The organism is Nonomuraea sp. NPDC004702, assembly GCF_053601695.1.
Genome location: NZ_JBSGCE010000009.1, coordinates 73460 through 91046 on the forward strand (window position 1 = coordinate 73460; position 17587 = coordinate 91046).

The following is a 17587-nucleotide window of genomic DNA, read 5'->3' on the forward strand; positions in this document are numbered from 1 at the left end:
GTCGTGAGAAGCCGGGGGTAGGAGGATCCTCATGATGGCGAAGGCAGCACGGGCAGCGGCGGCGTGGCGGACGTACCGCGAGGTGACCAAGCCTGGCACGCCGGGGATGTTGGCCAGGGTGCGGGCGATCCCGCGCATGATCGGCGCGGTCACCCGCGGCCGCTACGACGGCATGGGCAAGGGCAAGCTCGCCCTGATGGCGCTCGGCGTGGTCTACATCCTGTCGCCGGTCGACGTCATCCCCGACTTCCTGGTGCTCATCGGGGTGGCCGACGACTTCGGCGTGTTCCTGTGGCTGATCGCCTCGCTGCTCGGCGAGAGCGGTCGCTACGTCGAGCACGAGCGCAAGGTCATCCAGGCCAGGCTGGTCGAGGACGAGGGTTAGATCTCCTCCATCCGCAACCAGGCGCGCGAGGGCAGCGGGTGCCCGAACAGGCGGGCGGCGTTGCCGTAGGCGACCCTGGCGATGTCGGCGGGCGGCAGCGCGCCGAGGTTCGCGGCCACGGCCTTCTGGGTGTCGGGCCAGGTCGAGTCGGAGTGCGGGTAACCGCTCTCCTGGAGCACGTGGTCGAGGCCGACCGCGAGCCGCACGCCGGACAGCGCGTGGTCGTCGAGGGTGCCGAAGAAGAAGTTGCGGCGCAGCACCTCGCTGGGCTTGAGGCCGCCGTCCCAGGCGGCCTCGCCCGCGACCGGGTGGTCGAGCGCGTAGTCGGCGCGCTCGGCCAGCATCGGCAGCCAGCCGACGCCGCCCTCGACGATGAGGATGCGCAGCCCGGGGAAACGCAGCGGCAGGCCCGACCAGAGCCAGTCGGCGCAGGCGAACATGGCGCTGGTGGGCATCAGCGTGGTGATCGCCTCGATGGGCGTGTCGGGGGAGGGCACGGGCGACCAGGAGGAGTCGCCGGTGTGCAGGGCCACGACCGTGCCGGTCTCCTCGCAGGCGGCGAAGAACGGGTCCCAGTGGCCGGTGTGGATAGACGGGAGCCTGAGCCTGGTCGGGAACTCGGGGAAGACCACGGCCTTGAAACCGCGGGCGGCGTTGGCCCTGATCTCCTTGGCGGCGATGTCGGGATCGGGCAGCCAGGGCAGTTGCAGGCCGATGATCCGCTCGGGGTAGGTGCCGGCCCAGACGTCGATGTGCCAGTCGTTCCACGCCTTGACCAGGGCGAGGCCGAGCTCCTGGTCGCGGGTGCGGGCGAACGGCATGCCCGCCTGGCCGGCCAGCATGCCGGGGAAGCACAGCGCGGCCCAGATGCCGGCGACGTCCATGTCCTGGACGCGGGCCTCGATGTCGTGGCAGCCGGGACGCATCTGCTCGAACCTGACCGGATCCAGGGTCCACTGCTCGCGCGGCAGCCCGGCGCCCACGTCGATGCCCGCGCACGGGTACGTGGCCCCGCCGTAGCGCCAGACCTGGTGACCGGCGTCCGTCTCCACGACCTTGGGCGCGACGTCGGCGTATTTCTCCGGGAGCCTGTCCTCGAAGAGGTCAGGAGGCTCGATCAGGTGATCGTCGGCAGAGATGATCACATAGTCGCGCCGCCGGGGGTCAGGGTCGGGGAGCAGCGGCGTAGTCACGCAGGTAACCGTACGACGGCGGCATAACGTCGAACAAGCTGCGACGTATCCGTTGGGTATCCATGCATTCGTACCCGGGACCGCCTGGAGGGGGATGGGGGCGATCCCGGGCTTGTGGGGTCCTTGAGGATGCTGCCCCTTGCGGACCCCGGCGCCTTCTACCCGCGGGAGATCGAATCAGTCAGGAGATTTTCGCGAAGTTCGGCGATGGTGGCCCGGTCGACCTGGAGCACCCCGGTGACGTAGCCCTCGACGGAGCCGTGCCGGTCGATCAGGTCGTCCAGGAACAGGCGCATGGCCTGGGCGGGGGCCCGGCCGAACCCCGGCCACAGCAGGGCGTCCGGGTGCCTGGTGCGCTGGTCGGCGATGAAGCGCTCGGTCGCCAGGCCGGTCAGGGCGTAGTCGGCGACGATGTCGTCCTCGGCGACGCCGACGAGCGAGAGGATCAGCGCGGTGAGCAGGCCGGTGCGGTCCTTGCCCACCGCGCAGTGGATGACGACCGGTGCGTTGTCCGCGACGGCGACCGTCTCCACGGCGGCGCGCAGGTTCTCCACGCCGTCCTCGGTCACCTCCAGGTACCGGTCGGCGAGGTAGCGCTCGACGCCGATCTCCTCGCTGAACTGGGCGATGTCCCAGGGACGGCCCTCGATCGGCAGGTTGCGGTAGCGCAGCCCCTCGGTCTCCGGCACCCGGCCGGCCCGCTCGACCTCGGCGGGATGCCTCAGGTCGATCACGGTGCGCACGCGCAGCGCGTGGAAGGCCCGCAGGTCGTCGCCGGCCAGCCAGCCCAGGGAGTCGGCCCGGTAGAGCCGCTGCCACCGGACGGTGCGCCCGTCCTCGGTGGCATATCCACCTACGTCACGAAAGTTGCGGAGATTGGTGAACTCAATGTGGCGGATCACCCTTCACACCTTAGTTGGCGGCGGTTTCCGCCTCCGGGGTCGTCACCGTCTCACCGGCGGGTTTCCCGGACTTCTGCTCGGCCACCTCACGCCGGATCAGCAGGATCCAGCCGCCGATCGCGATGCCGATGAACAGCCACCACTGGACCCCGTAGGCCAGGTTGAGGCCGCCGCCGGAGCCGACGTCGGGGGCGGGCACCAGAGCGGGCGCGGCGGCGGCCTGCGGTTGCTGCCCGGTGAGCTCGACATAGCCACCCACCAGCCGGTACGGCATGCGCTGCCCGATCTTGGCCGCGTCGATCAGCAGCACCTGGCCGTCCGGCAGCCCGGACCGCTCGCGGATGCCGGTGGAGTCTTCGGTCTCGCTCTGACGTAGCCGCCCGGTGACAGTTACCTGTCCGGTGGGCGGAGGGGGGACCTCGGGAGCCGCGTCGGCGCTGGCGGCGGCCGGGATCCAGCCGCGGTTGACGATGACGGCGCTGCCGTCGCCGGTGACGAGCGGGGTCAGGACGTAGAAGCCGTTGCGGCCCTCCTGTGGGCGGCGGCGGACGAGCAGGCCGTGGGAGGCGTCGTACGTGCCGGACGCGATGACCGTGCGGTAACGGTCGCCCTCGCCGACCTGCCGGCCGGGAGCCGCGAGCCGGTCGAGCGGGACGGCGGCGGCCTCGATGTTGGCGGTCACTCTGTCCTTGTTGTCGGACCGCTCCTCGAAACGCCCGAACTGCCACCTGCCCAGGAACACGAAGGCGGGGATGACCAGCAGCACCACGACGTGGAGCGCCAGCCACCGGGGCGTCAGCAGGAACCGGTACACGCCTTCAAGGTTAGGCACCGGGGCGGGTGCTCCCTCACGCGGCTCGCCCGCTAGACGCTCCGCACCCCGGGGCCCGGCCCGGGGACCGGCGTGACCTCGCGCGGCCCGGCCACCTCGTGGCCCTCGGCGCAGCGGAAGTGCAGCTCGATGGGGGCGCCGCAGTCGCGGTGGGTGAGCAGTACCGGCGGGCCCTCCTCGTCGGCCAGGTATTTGTCACCCCAGTGCATGAGCGCGACGAGCAGCGGATAGAGGTCGCGGCCCTTGTCGGTCAGCCGGTATTCGTCGCGCTGGCGCTGGCCGGGCTCGCGGTAGGGCTCCTTGCGCAGCAGGCCCTCGTCGACCAGGCGGGCCAGGCGTGCGCTCAACACCTGGCGGGGTGCGCCGGTGACCGCCTGCATGTCGGCGAACCTGCGCACGCCGCTGAACGCCTCGCGCAGCACCAGGAAGGTCCACTTCTCCCCGACGATGTCCAGGGTGCGCTCGATCGAGCAGTTGTCCACCCGGAAGCCCAATCGGAACGGCACGTTCATCTCCGCATTATATCTGAGTTCAATTGACAGACTCAGCTCCGAGGAGCAGGCTGAGTCTATGCAAGGAACCCAGATCCGCCCGGTCCGCCCGGACGACGAGGAACGGATCAGACGCTTCCTGACGGGGTTGTCGCTGCACACCCAGACGCTGCGCTTCTTCAGCGGCGTGACCGTCCCGGCCGCCCACCTCGTACGCACCCTGCTGACCCTGGACGAACGCCGCGACGCGCTCGTCGTCACCGCCGGGGACGAGATCGTCGGGCACGCCATGAGCTACCGGGGCGGCTGCGCCGACGTCGAGGTGGCCGTCGTCGTGGCCGACCGCTGGCAGGGGAACGGGCTCGGCCCGCGGCTCGTCGACACCTTGCTGCTCAGGGCCGCCGTGCGGGGGGCGCGTACGGTCGGGATGGACGTGCTGGGCGAGAACCGGCGGGTGCTCAGGCTGGTCCGCAGGCTGTGGCCGGACGCCGAGATGAAGGTCGAGTCCGGCACGGTCGAGGTGACCGCTATGATCGATCTGGCCGGAGTATTTGCGGAACAACGTTCTGGTAGCACACCATTGACAGTGTGAAGAGTGTCAAGAACGGACGCGACGGCCGCACCCGCATCATCGAGGGCGCCCTCCGCCGCTTCAGCCAGGACGGTGTCTCGGCCACCACGCTGGCCAGTCTGCGCGAGGAGAGCGGTGTAAGCGTCGGCAGCTTCTACCACCACTTCGCCAGCAAAGAGCACGTCTACGGCGTCCTGTACGCCGAGATCCTCGACGCCTACCAGCAGGAGTTCCTCGCCGAGCTGGTCCGGCACGACGACGCCCGCGCCGGCATCGAGGCCGTCGTCGCCTTCCACATGCGCTGGGCCGGCGAGCACCCCGAGCGGGCCAGGATCCTGGTGAGCGAGCGCCCGCCGCGCAAGCACGAGCCGGGCGGCGCCGAGGTGGCCGAGGCCAGGCGCGCGTTCTTCCGCCAGGTCTCCGACTGGTGGAAGCCGCACATGAAGAACGGGCAGCTCCAGCCCGTCCACGCCACCATGTGCTACGTCCTGTGGCTCGGGCCGGCGCAGGAGATGTGCCGCCTGTGGTTCGCCGGGGCGCACACCCCGACCGAGGAAGAGATCAAGGGCCTGGGCGAGGCGGCCTGGCAGAGTCTCCGCCAGCGCGGGGAGCAATGATCTGAGTACCGTCTGTGGTGTTATTGTCCAAATGTGAGAAGACCTCGGGCGCTCGTGCTGCCCGACCTGCCGGAGAGCGCGCTCGCCCGTCTGGGCGAGGTCGCCGACGTGGCCGAGGCTCCTCCCCGGCCGAGCGTCGGCTTCACCGACGAGCAACTCGCCGACCTGGTCATCGAGACCGGCGCGAACGTGCTCATCACCGACGGCGACCAGGTTCGCACCTCGGTGCTCGGACTCCACATCGACATCGTGGCCAGCCTCGGCGCCCCCACGGGGGTCGACCTGCGCCTGGCCGCCGAACGCGGGGTCACCGTCCTGCACGCCCCCGACCGCGACCCCGAGGCGGTGGCCGAGCTGACGCTCGCGCTGCTGTTCGCGGTCAGCAGGAACATCGTCACCGCCGACCGTGAGGTGCGCAGAGGCCGCGCCCATCGCGGCAGGGTGCCCCCCGCCCAGCGCCACCGCGGCAGACGGCTCACCGGACGCACGTTCGGCATCGTCGGCCTCGGCCGGGTGGGCCGGGCCATGCGCTGGCGCTGCCAGGGGCTGGGCATGCGGGTGGTCACCTGTGACCCCTACGTCGCCGAGGCCACGCACACCCTGCCCGCGCTGCTGGCGGAGGCCGACGTGGTGTCGCTGCACGTGCCGCTGACCGCGGACACGAGGGGCCTGTTCGGCTACAGCGAGTTCGGCGCGATGCGCCAGGGCGCGATCTACCTCAACACCTCGCGCGGCGCCCTGCACGACCTGACCGCCCTGGTGGACGCGCTGCGCCAGGGCCAGGTGGGCGGCGCCGGGCTCGACCACTTCGAGGGCGAATGGCTCGATCCGGCCCACCCGCTGACCAGGCTGCCGAACGTGGTGCTCACGCCCAGGCTCGGCGAGGCCACCGGGGAGAGCCTGGAGGAGCTGGCGGAGGCGCTGGTGGAGGACATCGCGCGGCTGCTGCGCGGCGAGCCGCCCGCGTACGCGTGCGCGCCGGTCAGGCCGGTTGCCGGATCCGCGTCCTGACCTGCCAGCGGGAGCGGTCGAGGGAGATGTCCAGCCGCAGGTCGCCGCGCTGCCTGCGCAGGCCGGGCACGCGCAGCCGGTCGTGCACGTCGAACCTGCCGCGCGAGGGGTAGCCGAACCCCAGCTCGCCGGGCAGCACCCGCAGGTCGTCGCGGTTGCCGCAGCGCGGGCAGGTCCACGAGACCAGGTCCAGGCCCCGGTTGTAGTCGGAGCAGGCATTGAAGTACTCGTCGGGCCCGAATCGCGACTCGCAGGCCAGGCAGGGGATCAGCATGGGGGCGCGCTCCTCGGTACGGCGTCTTGCACCCCTAGAGATACCGCCACCCACTTGTCCATGGCTTGCAGAACGCTTGGGTGCGTAAGTAACAGTATGAGCACTGTCGGTGGCTGGTGAAAGGATGGTGTCCGTGGAACGACTGCGCCATCACCTCCTCGAAACCGGCTACACGATCGACGGCGTCCGCGACCGGCTCGGCGCCATGGCGGCCTCGGCCCTGGCGCGGGAGGAGCTCGTCCCGGCCCTGCGGGCGACCGCCGACGGCGACCCCTTGGGCACCCTGATCAGGCTCTGGTGGCTCGGCGTGCCGGTGCCGGCCAGATCCGTGCCGGCCGCCGTCCTGGAGTCGGGGCTGGTGTCGGCCGACGGCGACCTGATCAGGGCGACCGTGCACCTCCAGCCGTGGGAGACCGGCGGCTACGTGGTCTCCGACCGCAAGGTCCGGCCCGGCGACCCGGCGCTGCGGGCCGACCACGTCGTGGGGGCCGGGGGCGCCTCGGCCAACCTGGCTCAGCTCGTCAGCCGCCGGCCCGTCACGCGCGCGCTCGACCTCGGCACGGGCTGCGGCGTCCAGGTGCTCCACCTCGACGGGCGGGCCGAGCAGGTGGTGGCCACCGACCTCAACCCGCGCGCCGTGGAGCTGGCCCGGCTGAGCTGGGAGCTGTCCGGCGTGACGGGCGTCGACGCGCGGGTGGGGTCGATGTTCGAGCCGGTCGAGGGCGAGCTGTTCGACCTGGTCGTCAGCAACCCGCCGTTCGTCATCGCCCCCGGGGCCGAGCGCACGCTGACCTACCGCGAGTCCGGCGGCGAGGCCGACGACTTCTGCCGCGACCTGGTCCGGTGCACCCCGGGCCACCTCGCGCCCGACGGGCAGGCCCACTTCCTGGCCAACTGGCTGCACGTCGAGGGCGAGGACTGGCACGACCGGGTCGGCGGCTGGCTGCGCGAGACCGGCTGCGACGCCTGGGTCGTCCAGCGTGACGTGCAGGATCCGGCCGAATACGTCGAGCTGTGGCTCAAGGACGCGGCCGAGCAGGGCACCAAGGGCTACACCGACCACTACGACCGGTGGCTGGCCTGGTTCGACGAGCGCAAGGTCGAGGGCATCGGCTTCGGCTGGATCACCATGCGCAACTCGGGCACCCTCGACCCGGTCGTGCGCGTGGAGCACCTGCCCCACCAGGTGGCCCTGCCGGTCGGCGACTACGTCGACGACGTGCTCGACTCCATCGCCGCCGCCCACCGCGCCGCCGACCTCGACGCGGCGCTGCTGCGCACGGCCGACGGGGTGCTCGACGAACGCGTCGGCCTGCCCGGCGCCGAGGACCCGATCCGCATCGTGCTGCGCCAGACGCAGGGGCTGCGGCGCAGCAGGGAGGTCGGCACCGTCGAGGCCGCCCTGGCCGGCGTGTGCGACGGCGAGCTGGCGCTCGGGCCGCTGCTCAACGTGATCGCCGAGCTGGTCGGCGACGGCGAGATCCCCAACGCCGACGCGATCCGGCCGCTCATCGCCGAGGGTTATTTCCTGCTTTGATTCACCGTTGATCCGACGTTGACCGCGCCGGTGGAGGCTTCTGACCGAGACGCGGGCCTGGGGGGTTCGAAGGTCCGCGTCGAGTCCGGCCGGTCGTCTGTGTGAGGCGGCTAGCCGTCACGCGAAGCATCCGGATGACCGGGCCCCCTGGCGACGCGTGGCGGTCAGGATGACCGGCCGGGCTGCCATCGGCATTGACTAAGGACAGCCTTGATCAACCATGTGTGGATGACACGTCTGGACGACGAGCTGTACTCAGGACTCGACGACGGACCGTTCGACGGCGAAGCCGTCCAGCAGGAGCTTCAGGTCGCCGGCCTCGGGGGCGCCGAGCCTGGTGAAGACGTCGTAGGCCTGCCTGAGGCAGTCGAGGCTCCGGGCGGCGCTGCCCAGTCCGCGTAGCGCCCGGCCGAGCACGGTGAGCGAGAGCGCCTCGCCGTAGGGATGGCCGATCTCGCGCGAGACCACGAGCGCCTGCTCGGCGTGGCGTACGGCGTCGGGGTAGCGCCCGGCGGCGATGAACGTCTCGGCCAGCCGGGAGCACACGCGTTGCTCCCAGACCCGCTGCTTGCTGGAGCGGAAGAAGGCCAGGCACTCGGCGTGGTGGTGCACCGCCTCGGTGAGCCGGCCGACCCGGCTGAGCACGATGCCCAGGTGGTAGCGGGCGCGGGCGGTGCCGGCGCCGCTGCCGATCTCGGTAAAGATCGCCAGGCCCTTCTCCGCCGCGGCGATGGCGTCGTCGGCGTGGCCGAGGCCCAGGTGGTCGCGGGCCGAGTAGCTGAGCACCAGGGCCTCGCCGGCGGGGACGCCGTTCTCGCGGTAGTAGCGGGAGGCGGCGTCGAACAGGGTGAGGGCCTCGGTGTGGCGGCGCTGCCGGCCGACGACGACGGCCAGCGCGTTGAGCACCTCGCCGGTGACGATCTTCTCGCCGCGGGTGTCGGAGAGCTCGTACACGCGGCGGAAGTGGGTCTCGGACTCCGAGAGCTGGTTGCCGGCGAACAGCACCCGGCCCAGCACGTACCGGGAGCGCAGCTCGCTCGCCTCGTCGCCCAGGTTCAGTGCGGCGGCGAGCACCGCGCGGGTGCCCTGGTCGAACTCGCGGGTGTGGGTGCCGGCCTCCAGCAGCGGTTCCATGGCCACCAGCATGTCGGCGGCGGGCAGGAGCTGCTCGCCGGCGGTGGACGTGGTCGCGGCCTGGTTGATGGCCGCGAACAGCGAGTCGCCCTCGGAGATCAGCCAGGCCACGGCCTCGTCGACGGTGGTGAAGGTGAGCCCGCTGCCGACCACGGCCAGGTTGTCGGGGATCATGCTGCCCTCGTAGGCCAGACGGTGGGCGGACCGGGACGAGGCCAGGTAGAAGCCGAGCAGCCGGCGCAGCGCCAGCGTCTTGTCCTCGGGACGCTCGGTCTTGTCCAGGACGCGCCTGGCGAACAGCCTGAGCAGGTCGTGGAAGCGGTAGCGCCCGGGCGCGGTGGCCTCCAGGAGGCTCATGTCGACCAGCGACTCCAGCAGCTCCTCGGCCTCGTACATGTTCATCGCCAGGACGGCCGCGGCGGCCCCGATCGAGATGTCGGGGCCCTTCGGCAGGGACAGCAGGCGGAAGGCGCGGGCCTGGGCCGGTTCGAGCTGGCCGTAGCCGAGCGCGAAGGTGGCCTCGACGGCCAGGTTGCCCACGCGCAGCTCGTCGAGGCGGCGCTGCTCGTCGGCCAGCCTGGGCACCAGGGAGGCGACCGTCCAGGAGGGGCGGGCGGCCAGCCGGGCGGCCACGATCCGGACGGCCAGCGGCAGGAAACCGCAGGCGGCGACCACGTCCATGGCGGCGCCGTGCTCGGCGGCCACCCGCTCGGGCCCGGCCACGGAGGAGAACAGCGACAGCGCCTCGTCCGGCTCCATGACGTCGAGGTCGATCAGCCGGGCCGCGGGCAGGTCGGCCAGCTTGGCCCGGCTGGTGACGATCGTCGCGCAGCCCGGCGAGCCCGGCAGCAGCGGGCTGACCTGGTCGGCGTCGCGGGCGTTGTCCAGCAGCACGAGGATGCGCCGGTCGGACAGCAGCGAGCGGTAGAGCGCCGAACGTTCGGCCAGGCCGTCGGGGATGACGTCGGGCGGGATGCCGAGCGCGCGCAGGAAGCCGCCGAGCGCCGACTCCGGAGCGGTCACCTCGTCGCTGTGGCCGCGCAGGTCGGCGTAGAGCTGCCCGTCGGGGAACAGGTCGTCGGCCGCGTGCGCCACGTGGACGGCCAGTGTGGTCTTGCCGACGCCGCCGATGCCGCACAACGCCACCACCGGCACCCCCTCGGCCGACGACTGCGCGGACAGCAGGGTGTGGACGCGGACGGCCACCTCCTTGCGCCCGGTGAAGTCGCTGACCGCGGCCGGGAGCTGCGCCGGGCGGGGCAGTTCGAGCGCGGGCGGCTCCTCCTCGGCCGCGGGCTCGCCGGCGGCCTGCTCGGCCGGGGCGGCGGGCGGCGGCACGAGGGTGAGCGCCGGGTCGGCGGCCAGGATGCGCTGGTGGAGGGCGGTCAGCTCGCTGCCGGGCTCGATGCCCAGCTCGTCGATCAGCGCCTCGCGGGTCTCGGTGAACACGTTGAGGGCGTCGCCCTGCCGTCCGCACCGGTAGTAGGCCAGCATGAGCTGGGCGCGCAGCCGTTCGCGCAGGGGGTGCTCGGCGGTGAGCGCGATCAGCTCGGACACGACCGCGGCGTGCCCGCCCAGCTCCAGGTCGAGGTCCATGAGCGTCTCGATGACGCTGACGCGGCGTTCGGCCAGGCGGTCGCGCTGGTGCTCGGCGTACGGGCCGACGGCGCCGGCCAGCGGCTCGCCCTCGAACAGGGTCAGCGCGGCCCGCATGCCCTCGGCGGCGGCGGAGAGCCGGCCGGCCTTGCGGGCGGTCTCGGCCTCGGCGAGGCCGCGTTCGAAGCGGGTCAGGTCGAGCGCGTCGTCGGGCAGGCGGAGGGCGTAGCCCCGGCCGATGGAGGTCAGCAGCTCGGGACGGGAGCGGGCGGGCCTGTCGGGTTCGAGCACCGTGCGCAGGCGGGAGACGTACGTGCGCAGCGCGCCCAGGGCGCGGGGCGGCGCGTCCTCGCCCCACACGGCGTCGATCATCTCGGCGGGGGTGACCGCACGGCCCTCCCGCAGGAGCAGCATGCCGAGGATCGAACGTTGCAGCGGGGTGCCCAGGTCGAGTTCCTGCCCCTCGCGCCACGCGCGGACGGGACCGAGCACGGCGAACCGCAGCCCGCCCTCAACGCTCTGACCAGCCATGCCGTCTGTCTCCCGGGCAATGGAACGATTTGTGTCCAAATGATAGATCCAGTACCGCTTACCACCTAGAACTGGGCTGATCGCCGGAACACACCGTTGATCCGCCTTTGATCAGGTGTTGACCATGCCTCCGCATGCTGATGGCAGGCCGTACATGGCGCACCGACACGGGGGCGTGTCATGTAGAGCCGATGGGGACGCGGAAAAATACAGGCCCCGCCCGGAAAAGTATGGGCGGGGCCGTTGCCGATGTTCCTACGCTGCCTCTACCAGTCCGAGCCGCATGGCCAGCCGTTCTCGGACGAGCGGCCATTCGGAGTTCAGGATCGAGTAGAAGGCCGTATCTCGGACCGTGTTGTCGGCGCCTCGGCTATCCGCTCGCCGCACCCCGTCGAAGTGTGCGCCGAGGGCCTCGATGGCGGCCCGGGATCGGACGTTCCTGACATCTGCCTTGAGTGTGATGCGGTGGACGTTCCAGGTCTCGAAGGCGAGTGAGAGCATGAGGAACTTGCTCTCCCGGTTGACGCCGGTGCCCTGGGCGCAGGCGCCCAGCCAGGTGTAACCGATGTCCGCCACGGACGGGATGTCGCCCACCGCACCCCGTGTACCCGGAGGCCAGGGCATGGGGCCCTGCCAATACTCCAGGTGCATGAGACGGGTGGCACCGACCACGCGGTCGGTGTTCAGCCACCGGATGGCGAAGGGCAGCGTGCGGCCCTCCGCCTGCTCAGCCATGGCGGCCTCCACATAGGAGACCATCTCGTCCCGGCCGTCCGGGACGCGAGTGAAGGCGTAAGTGGAGCGGTCTTCACTCGCCGCGGCGACGAGATCGTCGATCACCGCGTGGCTGAGAGGTTCCAGGCGCACGGAGCGCCCGGACAAGGTGACAAGAGCGGGCATGAGCACATGATGAGGCTCGCGCGGCGCGCGCGTAACCAGGCTCTCGAAGCCATCTTTCCCGGGTTTCTGGATGTGCGGTGTTTCCGCAGGTCAGAGGGCTGATTTGGTGGATGGTAAACCAGCTCTTGGGGAAAGATTCGCCTAACCGTGACATGGTGCCGGCACCAGCGCCGGGTGACGTTCACCCACGACGCCGTGACGGACCAGAGCGAGCTCCTTCAGACCCATGGACAGATGGTTCAGATTCGCTGCGATCCATGGCAGTTGAAGGGGATCTGTGCTGTTCAGCGCGGTCAGTCGTTCTTCGGGCGAGTCGCCGTAGAGCAGGCTCACCGCCACGCGTACCCGGGCGGCCGACGGGTCGTCGCCGAAGGCGTGTCCGGGCAGGACGCCGATGCCGTGCTCGTCCAGCAGGATCCGGGTGATCTCGGCGGAGCCGCCGAGCCTGAGGTGGCTCAGGTCGGGATAGAGGTAGAAGCCTCCCTGAGGTCGCGGCACCGAGGCGCCGATCTCCGTGAACCGCTCGTGGACGGCCCGCGCCACGATGCCGTGCAACCTCCGGCTGCCGGCGACCCGGTCGGTCAGCTCGCGCGGCTCGTCGAAGGCGTAGGACGCGGCCTCCTGGACGGGCGCGGCCGGCGCCGACCAGATCTCGCTGGCCACCGCCAGCAGCCGGGTACGCAGCCCGTGCGCGCCCTCGGGCAGCCGGGCCACGCCGATCCGCCACCCGCCGAGCGCCAGGCTCTTGCTGAGCCCGGTGGTGATGATCGTGCGCTCGGGCGCGAGGTCGGCCGGCGAGGTGTAGCCGGCCGACTCGTCGTGGACCAGGTCGCGGTAGATCTCGTCGGAGATCACGATCAGGTCCAGCTCGCGGGCCACGGCCGCCAGGCGGGCGACGGTCTCCGGCGTGGCCAGCCGGCCGGTCGGGTTGTCGGGCAGCGTGACCAGCAGGGAGCTGACCGTCCTGCCCGCCGACCGGGCCTTGCGGACCGCCGCGACGACCAGGTCGGGGTCGGGCACCCCGCCCTCTCCTGGCGGTGCGGGCACCAGGATGGGACGGGAGCCCACCAGATCGGCCTGCGCGGCGTAGCTGACCCAGCTGGGCATGGGCAGGACGATGTCGCCGCCGATCGCCAGGAGCAGGCCGTACAGCAGCGACTTGCTGCCAGGTCCGCAGACGACCAGCTCGGGGTCGGTCAGGAGCCCCCGTCGTGTCCAGTAGCCCGCTGCCGCGGCCCGGAGCCCGGACGCGCCCGCGACCGGCCCGTAGCCGTTGCGCTCGGAAGCGGCGGCCAGCTTGTCGCGCAGCGCCGGGTGGACGGGCAGACCGGCCTCGCCGAAGGCCAGGTGCAGCACGCGTTCCCCAGCGCGCCGTCTTCGTTCGATGTCTTCGTTCGCCGCCAAGGTGGCGGACAAGGTCACGGTCATGTTTGTCACGTTCCCAGGGTGGTTGTATGAAGGCATCAGTACAAGCGAGGCTTTTTGTGGGTAGGCGTAAGGAAGTCTGATGCTCGAATTCCGGCGTTTGGTGCTGATCTGTGAGTTCGCTCGCCGGGGCAGCATCGCGGCCGCCGCCGAGTCATTGGGCTACAGCCCCTCGGCCGTCTCCCAGCAGCTCGCGGCGCTGGAACGGGAGACCGGCACCGCGCTGATCGACAGAACCGCGCGCAGCGCGGAGCTGACCGACGCCGGACGCCGGCTCGTCCAGCACGCCGAACGCATCCTGTCAATGGTCGAGGAGGCCGAGTCCGACCTCTCCGCCCATGCGGGCACCCCCTCGGGGCGCGTCGTCGTCACCGCCTTCCCCACAGCGGCCGTGGCATTCGCGCCGGCGCTCGCGCGTTCGCTGCGCCGCCACACCGAGCTGACGCTCCGCCTGGGCCAGAGCAGGTCGGGGCGCGGCATGCGGGAGGTCCAGTCGGGCGAGGTGGACATCGCCCTCGTCGACGACTGGTACGGGTCGGTCCGCGAGAGCGAGAGCCTGCGGGTCTTCCCCCTGCTGCGCGACCCCATCGTGCTCGTCGTGCCGCGCAGGCACCGGCTGGCCGACCCCGGGGTGCCGCTCGACCTGCGCGAGCTGCGCGACGAGCCCTGGATGGCCACCCCCGACGGCGAGCCCTCGCGCCTGGCCGTCGATCGGCTGTTCGTGGACGTCGGCGGCACCCGGCCGACGCCCTGGGAGTTCGAGGGGCTCGGGACGATCCTGTCCCTCGTCGCCAAGGGCATCGGCATCGCCGCGGTGCCCGCGCTCGCGCTGGCCGCCGGGGTACGCGGGCTGGCGGTCAGGGAGTTCCCCGGCAACCCGGTCGGCCGCGACGTGCACGCGGTCGCCCGCCGGTCCAGCGTGCACCGGCCGTCGGTGTCGGTGACGTTGCGGGCGATCCACGTGGCCGCCCGGTACATCGCCGGCGATCTGGAGCCGGTGACCCCGGCCGAGCGGTAGCGTCTGCCCATGGCGCCGACGTACGAGATCGAGCAGCTCCTGCTGTCCATGCCGAGCACCCGCACGGTCGCGGGCGTCGACGAGGTGGGCAGGGGCGCGTGGGCGGGGCCGGTGACGGTCTGCGCCGTCGTGACCGATCTGTCCGAGCCGCCGCCCGGCCTGACCGACTCCAAGCAGGTCTCGGCCGCCAAGCGCGGCCCGCTCGCCGACGAGCTGGCCGCATGGGCGGCCGGCATCGGGTTCGGCGAGGCGAGCCACGCCGAGATCGACGCGCTCGGCATGACCGAGGCGCTGCGCAGGGCCGCCCGCCGGGCGCTGGAAGCCCTGCCGGTGCGCCCCGACGCCGTGATCCTCGACGGCAAGCACGACTACATCGGCGCCCCCTGGCCGGTCCGCCTGGAGATCAAGGGCGACGCGGCCAGCGTCTCGGTCGCGGCGGCCTCGGTCCTGGCCAAGGTGCGGCGGGACGCCTACATGGGCACGATCGGGCATGAGGAGTACGGCTTCGCGGAGAACGCCGGATACCCCTCGCCCGCCCACCAGGACGCCCTGGCCCGGCTCGGCCCCACACCGCACCACCGGCTCTCCTGGTCCTACCTGGACGACCTGCCGCAGTGGCGGCATCTGAAGCAGGTCAGGGATCCGCTCGTGGGTGAAGGGCAGGCCGCGCTGTTCGGCTGAGCCGTAGGATCGGGGGAGTGCGGATCGGGATCTTCGTCATCGCGGCCTGCTTTCCCGGCCAGGACCCAGGGCAGGTCCTGCGGAACTCGGTGGAGCTGATCGAGGCCGCCGAGGCGGCCGGGTTCCACGATGCCTGGATCGCCGAGCACCACTTCATGTCCTACGGCGTGTGCCCGTCGGCGGTCACGCTGGCCGCCGTGGCGGCGGGGCGCACCAGCCGGATCGGGCTCGGCACGGCGGTCAGCGTGCTGTCGTGCCGGCATCCCGTGGCGCTGGCCGAGCAGGCGGCCATGCTCCACCACCTGTCGGGCGGGCGGTTCACGCCCGGCGTCGGAAGGGGCGGCCCGTGGGTCGACCTGGAGGTGTTCGGCACCGGGCTCGACCGGTTCGAGCGGGGCTTCGCCGAGTCGCTCGACCTGCTGGTCGAGGCCCTGTCCACGGGGTCGGTGGCGGCCGAGGGGGAGTTCTTCCGGTTCAGGGAGGTCGCCCTGGTGCCGCAGGCCCGGCTGCGGCCCGTGGTGGCGTGCACGTCGGGCTCGACGGTGGCGCTGGCGGCCGAGCGCGGGCTGCCGATGCTGCTCGGCATGCACATCGGCGACCACGACAAGGCCCTGCTGGTCGCCGAGCACGTCGCGCGGGGCGGGAGCCCGGCGGGACACCTGGCGGCCGGGGTGGCGCACGTGGCCGACTCGACCGAGGCGGCCGTCCGGGAGCTGAAGGAGTCGATGCCCGCGTGGCTGGGCCCCGGCCTGGCCGGTTACCTGCCGGTGGACGGCCGGCCGCGCCCCTCGCGGGACGTCACCGCCTACGTCGACCTGCTGACGCGCATCCATCCGGTCGGCTCGCCCGCCCACTGCGCCGAGGTGCTGCGGCGCACGGCCGAGAGCACCGGGATCGAGCACGTGATCCTGACCGTGGAGGGCATCGGCGACCACCGGCGGGCCCTGGAGGACGTGCGCCGCATCGGCGCCGAGGTCATCCCCCTGTTGGCGGACTGACGGGCGAGCCGGGACGGCCCGGCTCGCCCGTGGGTTCAGCAGTCGACCAGCTCCGGTTTCTGGTTGAGGATCTGGGCCCGCGGGGTGACGAACTCGTCGAGGGCCTTGGTGGCCGACGGGTCGAAGACGGCGACCCGGTGGCAGTTCTGGAAGGCCAGCCGTACGCCGAAGTGGCGTTCGAGCGCGCCGCGCATCGCGTCGCTCGCCAGACACCGCAGGAGCTGGCCGCGTGCCTCCTCGGACGGCGGTGGCACCTGGTTGTCGGCGAACTCGGCTCCGCTCTGCGCGCGCTCGGCGACCAGCTCGCTGATCAGCGACCACGCGTAGGGGAGTGAGTCGCGGACGCAGGCGACGAACGCGGCGTCGTCCACGTCTCCGGCTCGGGCCTGGTCCAGCAGATCGTTCGGGACGGTCAGCGACATGCTGTCTCCTCTCGAAGGGGATCGAATCTGACGTTATGCGGGAGAAGGGGGTAGCTCCAGAGACCTGGAGGTGTGTTTTAGGGGCCGTACACGAAGTCGGGATCGATCTGCTCAGCCAGGTCGGCTCCCGTGCGGGCGTTGGCCCACGCGCGGGCGTTGCGCAGGTGGAACTCCGCGGTCTGGCGGCCGAAGCGCGGCCAGTCCTTCTCCTGCGCGTCGAGGGTCTTGCGCAGGACGGCCAGCGCCTCGGTGTTGGCCGGCTCCAGGTCGTCGAGCGTGAAGTGGCGGCCCTGCTCCATGGCGCGCACCGCCGAGGAGTGCTCCATCCAGGTCAGCAGGTCGTCGCCCACGTGCGCGCGGAGGAACTCCACGTCGGACGGGCCGTGGACCTTGTTGCCGACCACGGCGAGCGCGACGTCGTACTTGGCCGCGTGATCGCGGTACTGCTCGTAGACGCTCACGCCCTGCCTGGTCGGCTCGGCGACGAGGAACGTCAGGTCGAACCGGGTGAACAGCCCGGAGGCGAAGGAGTCGGAGCCGGCGGTCATGTCGACCACGACGTATTCGCCCTGGCCGTCGACCAGGTGGTTGAGCAGCAGCTCCACCGCGCCGACCTTCGAGTGGTAGCAGGCCACGCCGAGGTCGTCGTCGTCGAACGGGCCCGTGGCCAGCAGGCGCAGGCCATGGGGGGTGGTCACGGCGTAGTCGAGCGCGGCCAGGTCGTCGAAGCCCAGCAGGCGCGAGCCGCGGCCCGGCGGGGTGGTCTTGACCATGGTCTCGGCCGAGGCGATGCGCGGGTTGTCGCCGCGCAGCAGGTCTTTGATCTCGGTGAGGTGGGCCCCGAGCGGCTCGGGCTGGGCGTCGAGGCCGAGCACCAGGGCCAGGTGCTGGTTGATGTCGGCGTCCATGACGACCACCGGGTCGTCCTGGGCCGCCACGTGCCGCGCGAACAGCGCCGAGATCGTCGTCTTCCCGCTGCCGCCCTTGCCGACGAATGCCACTCTCACGTGCGCTCCTGAAATGACGATGAAAATCGTTTCCGTTAGGCCCGCGCACCATCATGCCACAC

18 protein-coding genes are annotated in these 17587 nt (G+C 71.7%); 8 read left to right on the forward strand and 10 right to left on the reverse strand.

Features of this window, described 5'->3' with window-relative positions; all coding sequences use genetic code 11:
• The first annotated feature begins 31 nt into the window (after positions 1-31).
• Positions 32-385 carry a YkvA family protein gene (locus ACWEJ6_RS14345; protein WP_452423903.1) on the forward strand — a complete coding sequence of 118 codons (354 nt, stop codon included), beginning with the start codon at positions 32-34 and terminating at the stop codon, positions 383-385.
• On the opposite strand, the gene ACWEJ6_RS14350 is transcribed toward ACWEJ6_RS14345, so the two are convergent.
• The 4 genes from ACWEJ6_RS14350 to ACWEJ6_RS14365 all read right to left on the reverse strand — a co-directional run bounded on the left by ACWEJ6_RS14350 (position 382) and on the right by ACWEJ6_RS14365 (position 3824).
• Complete coding sequence (locus ACWEJ6_RS14350; protein ID WP_352362172.1) at positions 382-1578, reverse strand: amidohydrolase family protein; 1197 nt, start codon at positions 1576-1578, stop codon at positions 382-384. The genes ACWEJ6_RS14345 and ACWEJ6_RS14350 overlap by 4 nt on opposite strands.
• Before the next feature lie 158 nt (positions 1579-1736).
• Complete coding sequence (locus tag ACWEJ6_RS14355; RefSeq protein WP_452423905.1) at positions 1737-2480, reverse strand: tyrosine-protein phosphatase; 744 nt, start codon at positions 2478-2480, stop codon at positions 1737-1739.
• Positions 2481-2490: 10 nt separating this feature from the next.
• Positions 2491-3312: an SURF1 family cytochrome oxidase biogenesis protein gene (locus ACWEJ6_RS14360; protein ID WP_452423907.1), complete on the reverse strand. Its 822-nt coding sequence runs from the start codon at positions 3310-3312 to the stop codon at positions 2491-2493.
• Positions 3313-3344: 32 nt separating this feature from the next.
• On the reverse strand, positions 3345-3824 hold the full coding sequence (locus tag ACWEJ6_RS14365) for a winged helix-turn-helix transcriptional regulator (RefSeq protein WP_387671709.1): 480 nt from the start codon (positions 3822-3824) through the stop codon (positions 3345-3347).
• 58 nt (positions 3825-3882) lie between these two features.
• On the opposite strand from ACWEJ6_RS14365, the gene ACWEJ6_RS14370 reads away from it, so the two are divergent.
• The 3 genes from ACWEJ6_RS14370 to ACWEJ6_RS14380 are packed head-to-tail and all read left to right on the forward strand — an operon-like array spanning position 3883 to position 6002.
• On the forward strand, positions 3883-4395 hold the full coding sequence (locus ACWEJ6_RS14370) for an N-acetyltransferase family protein (protein ID WP_452423910.1): 513 nt from the start codon (positions 3883-3885) through the stop codon (positions 4393-4395).
• A complete protein-coding gene (locus ACWEJ6_RS14375; RefSeq protein WP_352318387.1) occupies positions 4392-4991 on the forward strand; it encodes a TetR/AcrR family transcriptional regulator in 600 nt (199 codons plus the stop codon). Before ACWEJ6_RS14370 ends, ACWEJ6_RS14375 begins: the two co-directional genes overlap by 4 nt.
• A 33-nt stretch (positions 4992-5024) precedes the next feature.
• Positions 5025-6002 (forward strand): NAD(P)-dependent oxidoreductase, encoded by a 978-nt coding sequence (locus ACWEJ6_RS14380; RefSeq protein WP_358291318.1) that lies wholly within the window; start codon positions 5025-5027, stop codon positions 6000-6002.
• Here the strand turns inward: ACWEJ6_RS14380 and ACWEJ6_RS14385 are convergent.
• A complete protein-coding gene (locus ACWEJ6_RS14385; RefSeq protein WP_352318383.1) occupies positions 5974-6276 on the reverse strand; it encodes a hypothetical protein in 303 nt (100 codons plus the stop codon). The two genes, ACWEJ6_RS14380 and ACWEJ6_RS14385, sit on opposite strands and share 29 nt — an antisense overlap.
• 124 nt (positions 6277-6400) lie before the next feature.
• On the opposite strand from ACWEJ6_RS14385, the gene ACWEJ6_RS14390 reads away from it, so the two are divergent.
• Entirely contained in the window at positions 6401-7813 is a 1413-nt protein-coding gene (locus ACWEJ6_RS14390; protein ID WP_452423912.1) for a DUF7059 domain-containing protein, read from the forward strand.
• Positions 7814-8068: 255 nt separating this feature from the next.
• On the opposite strand, the gene ACWEJ6_RS14395 is transcribed toward ACWEJ6_RS14390, so the two are convergent.
• From ACWEJ6_RS14395 to ACWEJ6_RS14405, 3 genes are all read right to left on the reverse strand, one after another.
• A complete protein-coding gene (locus ACWEJ6_RS14395; protein ID WP_452423914.1) occupies positions 8069-11074 on the reverse strand; it encodes an AfsR/SARP family transcriptional regulator in 3006 nt (1001 codons plus the stop codon).
• 255 nt (positions 11075-11329) lie between these two features.
• Complete coding sequence (locus tag ACWEJ6_RS14400; protein WP_352318377.1) at positions 11330-11974, reverse strand: GNAT family N-acetyltransferase; 645 nt, start codon at positions 11972-11974, stop codon at positions 11330-11332.
• Positions 11975-12115: 141 nt separating this feature from the next.
• Positions 12116-13402: a pyridoxal phosphate-dependent aminotransferase gene (locus tag ACWEJ6_RS14405; RefSeq protein WP_449914045.1), complete on the reverse strand. Its 1287-nt coding sequence runs from the start codon at positions 13400-13402 to the stop codon at positions 12116-12118.
• Between the two features lie 79 nt (positions 13403-13481).
• On the opposite strand from ACWEJ6_RS14405, the gene ACWEJ6_RS14410 reads away from it, so the two are divergent.
• Genes ACWEJ6_RS14410 through ACWEJ6_RS14420 form a run of 3 tightly spaced genes read left to right on the forward strand, consistent with a single transcriptional unit; the run spans position 13482 to position 16096 of the window.
• A complete protein-coding gene (locus tag ACWEJ6_RS14410; protein ID WP_387671698.1) occupies positions 13482-14417 on the forward strand; it encodes a LysR family transcriptional regulator in 936 nt (311 codons plus the stop codon).
• Between the two features lie 9 nt (positions 14418-14426).
• Positions 14427-15098: a ribonuclease HII gene (locus ACWEJ6_RS14415; protein WP_452423917.1), complete on the forward strand. Its 672-nt coding sequence runs from the start codon at positions 14427-14429 to the stop codon at positions 15096-15098.
• A gap of 17 nt (positions 15099-15115) precedes the next feature.
• Positions 15116-16096: an LLM class flavin-dependent oxidoreductase gene (locus ACWEJ6_RS14420; RefSeq protein WP_452423919.1), complete on the forward strand. Its 981-nt coding sequence runs from the start codon at positions 15116-15118 to the stop codon at positions 16094-16096.
• Between the two features lie 35 nt (positions 16097-16131).
• Here the strand turns inward: ACWEJ6_RS14420 and ACWEJ6_RS14425 are convergent, their stop codons facing one another.
• Positions 16132-16518: an SCO5389 family protein gene (locus ACWEJ6_RS14425; RefSeq protein ID WP_358291377.1), complete on the reverse strand. Its 387-nt coding sequence runs from the start codon at positions 16516-16518 to the stop codon at positions 16132-16134.
• Positions 16519-16595: 77 nt separating this feature from the next.
• Positions 16596-17525, reverse strand: a complete 930-nt coding sequence (locus ACWEJ6_RS14430) for an ATP-binding protein (RefSeq protein WP_452423921.1) — start codon at positions 17523-17525, stop codon at positions 16596-16598.
• Between the last annotated feature and the right edge of the window lie 62 nt (positions 17526-17587).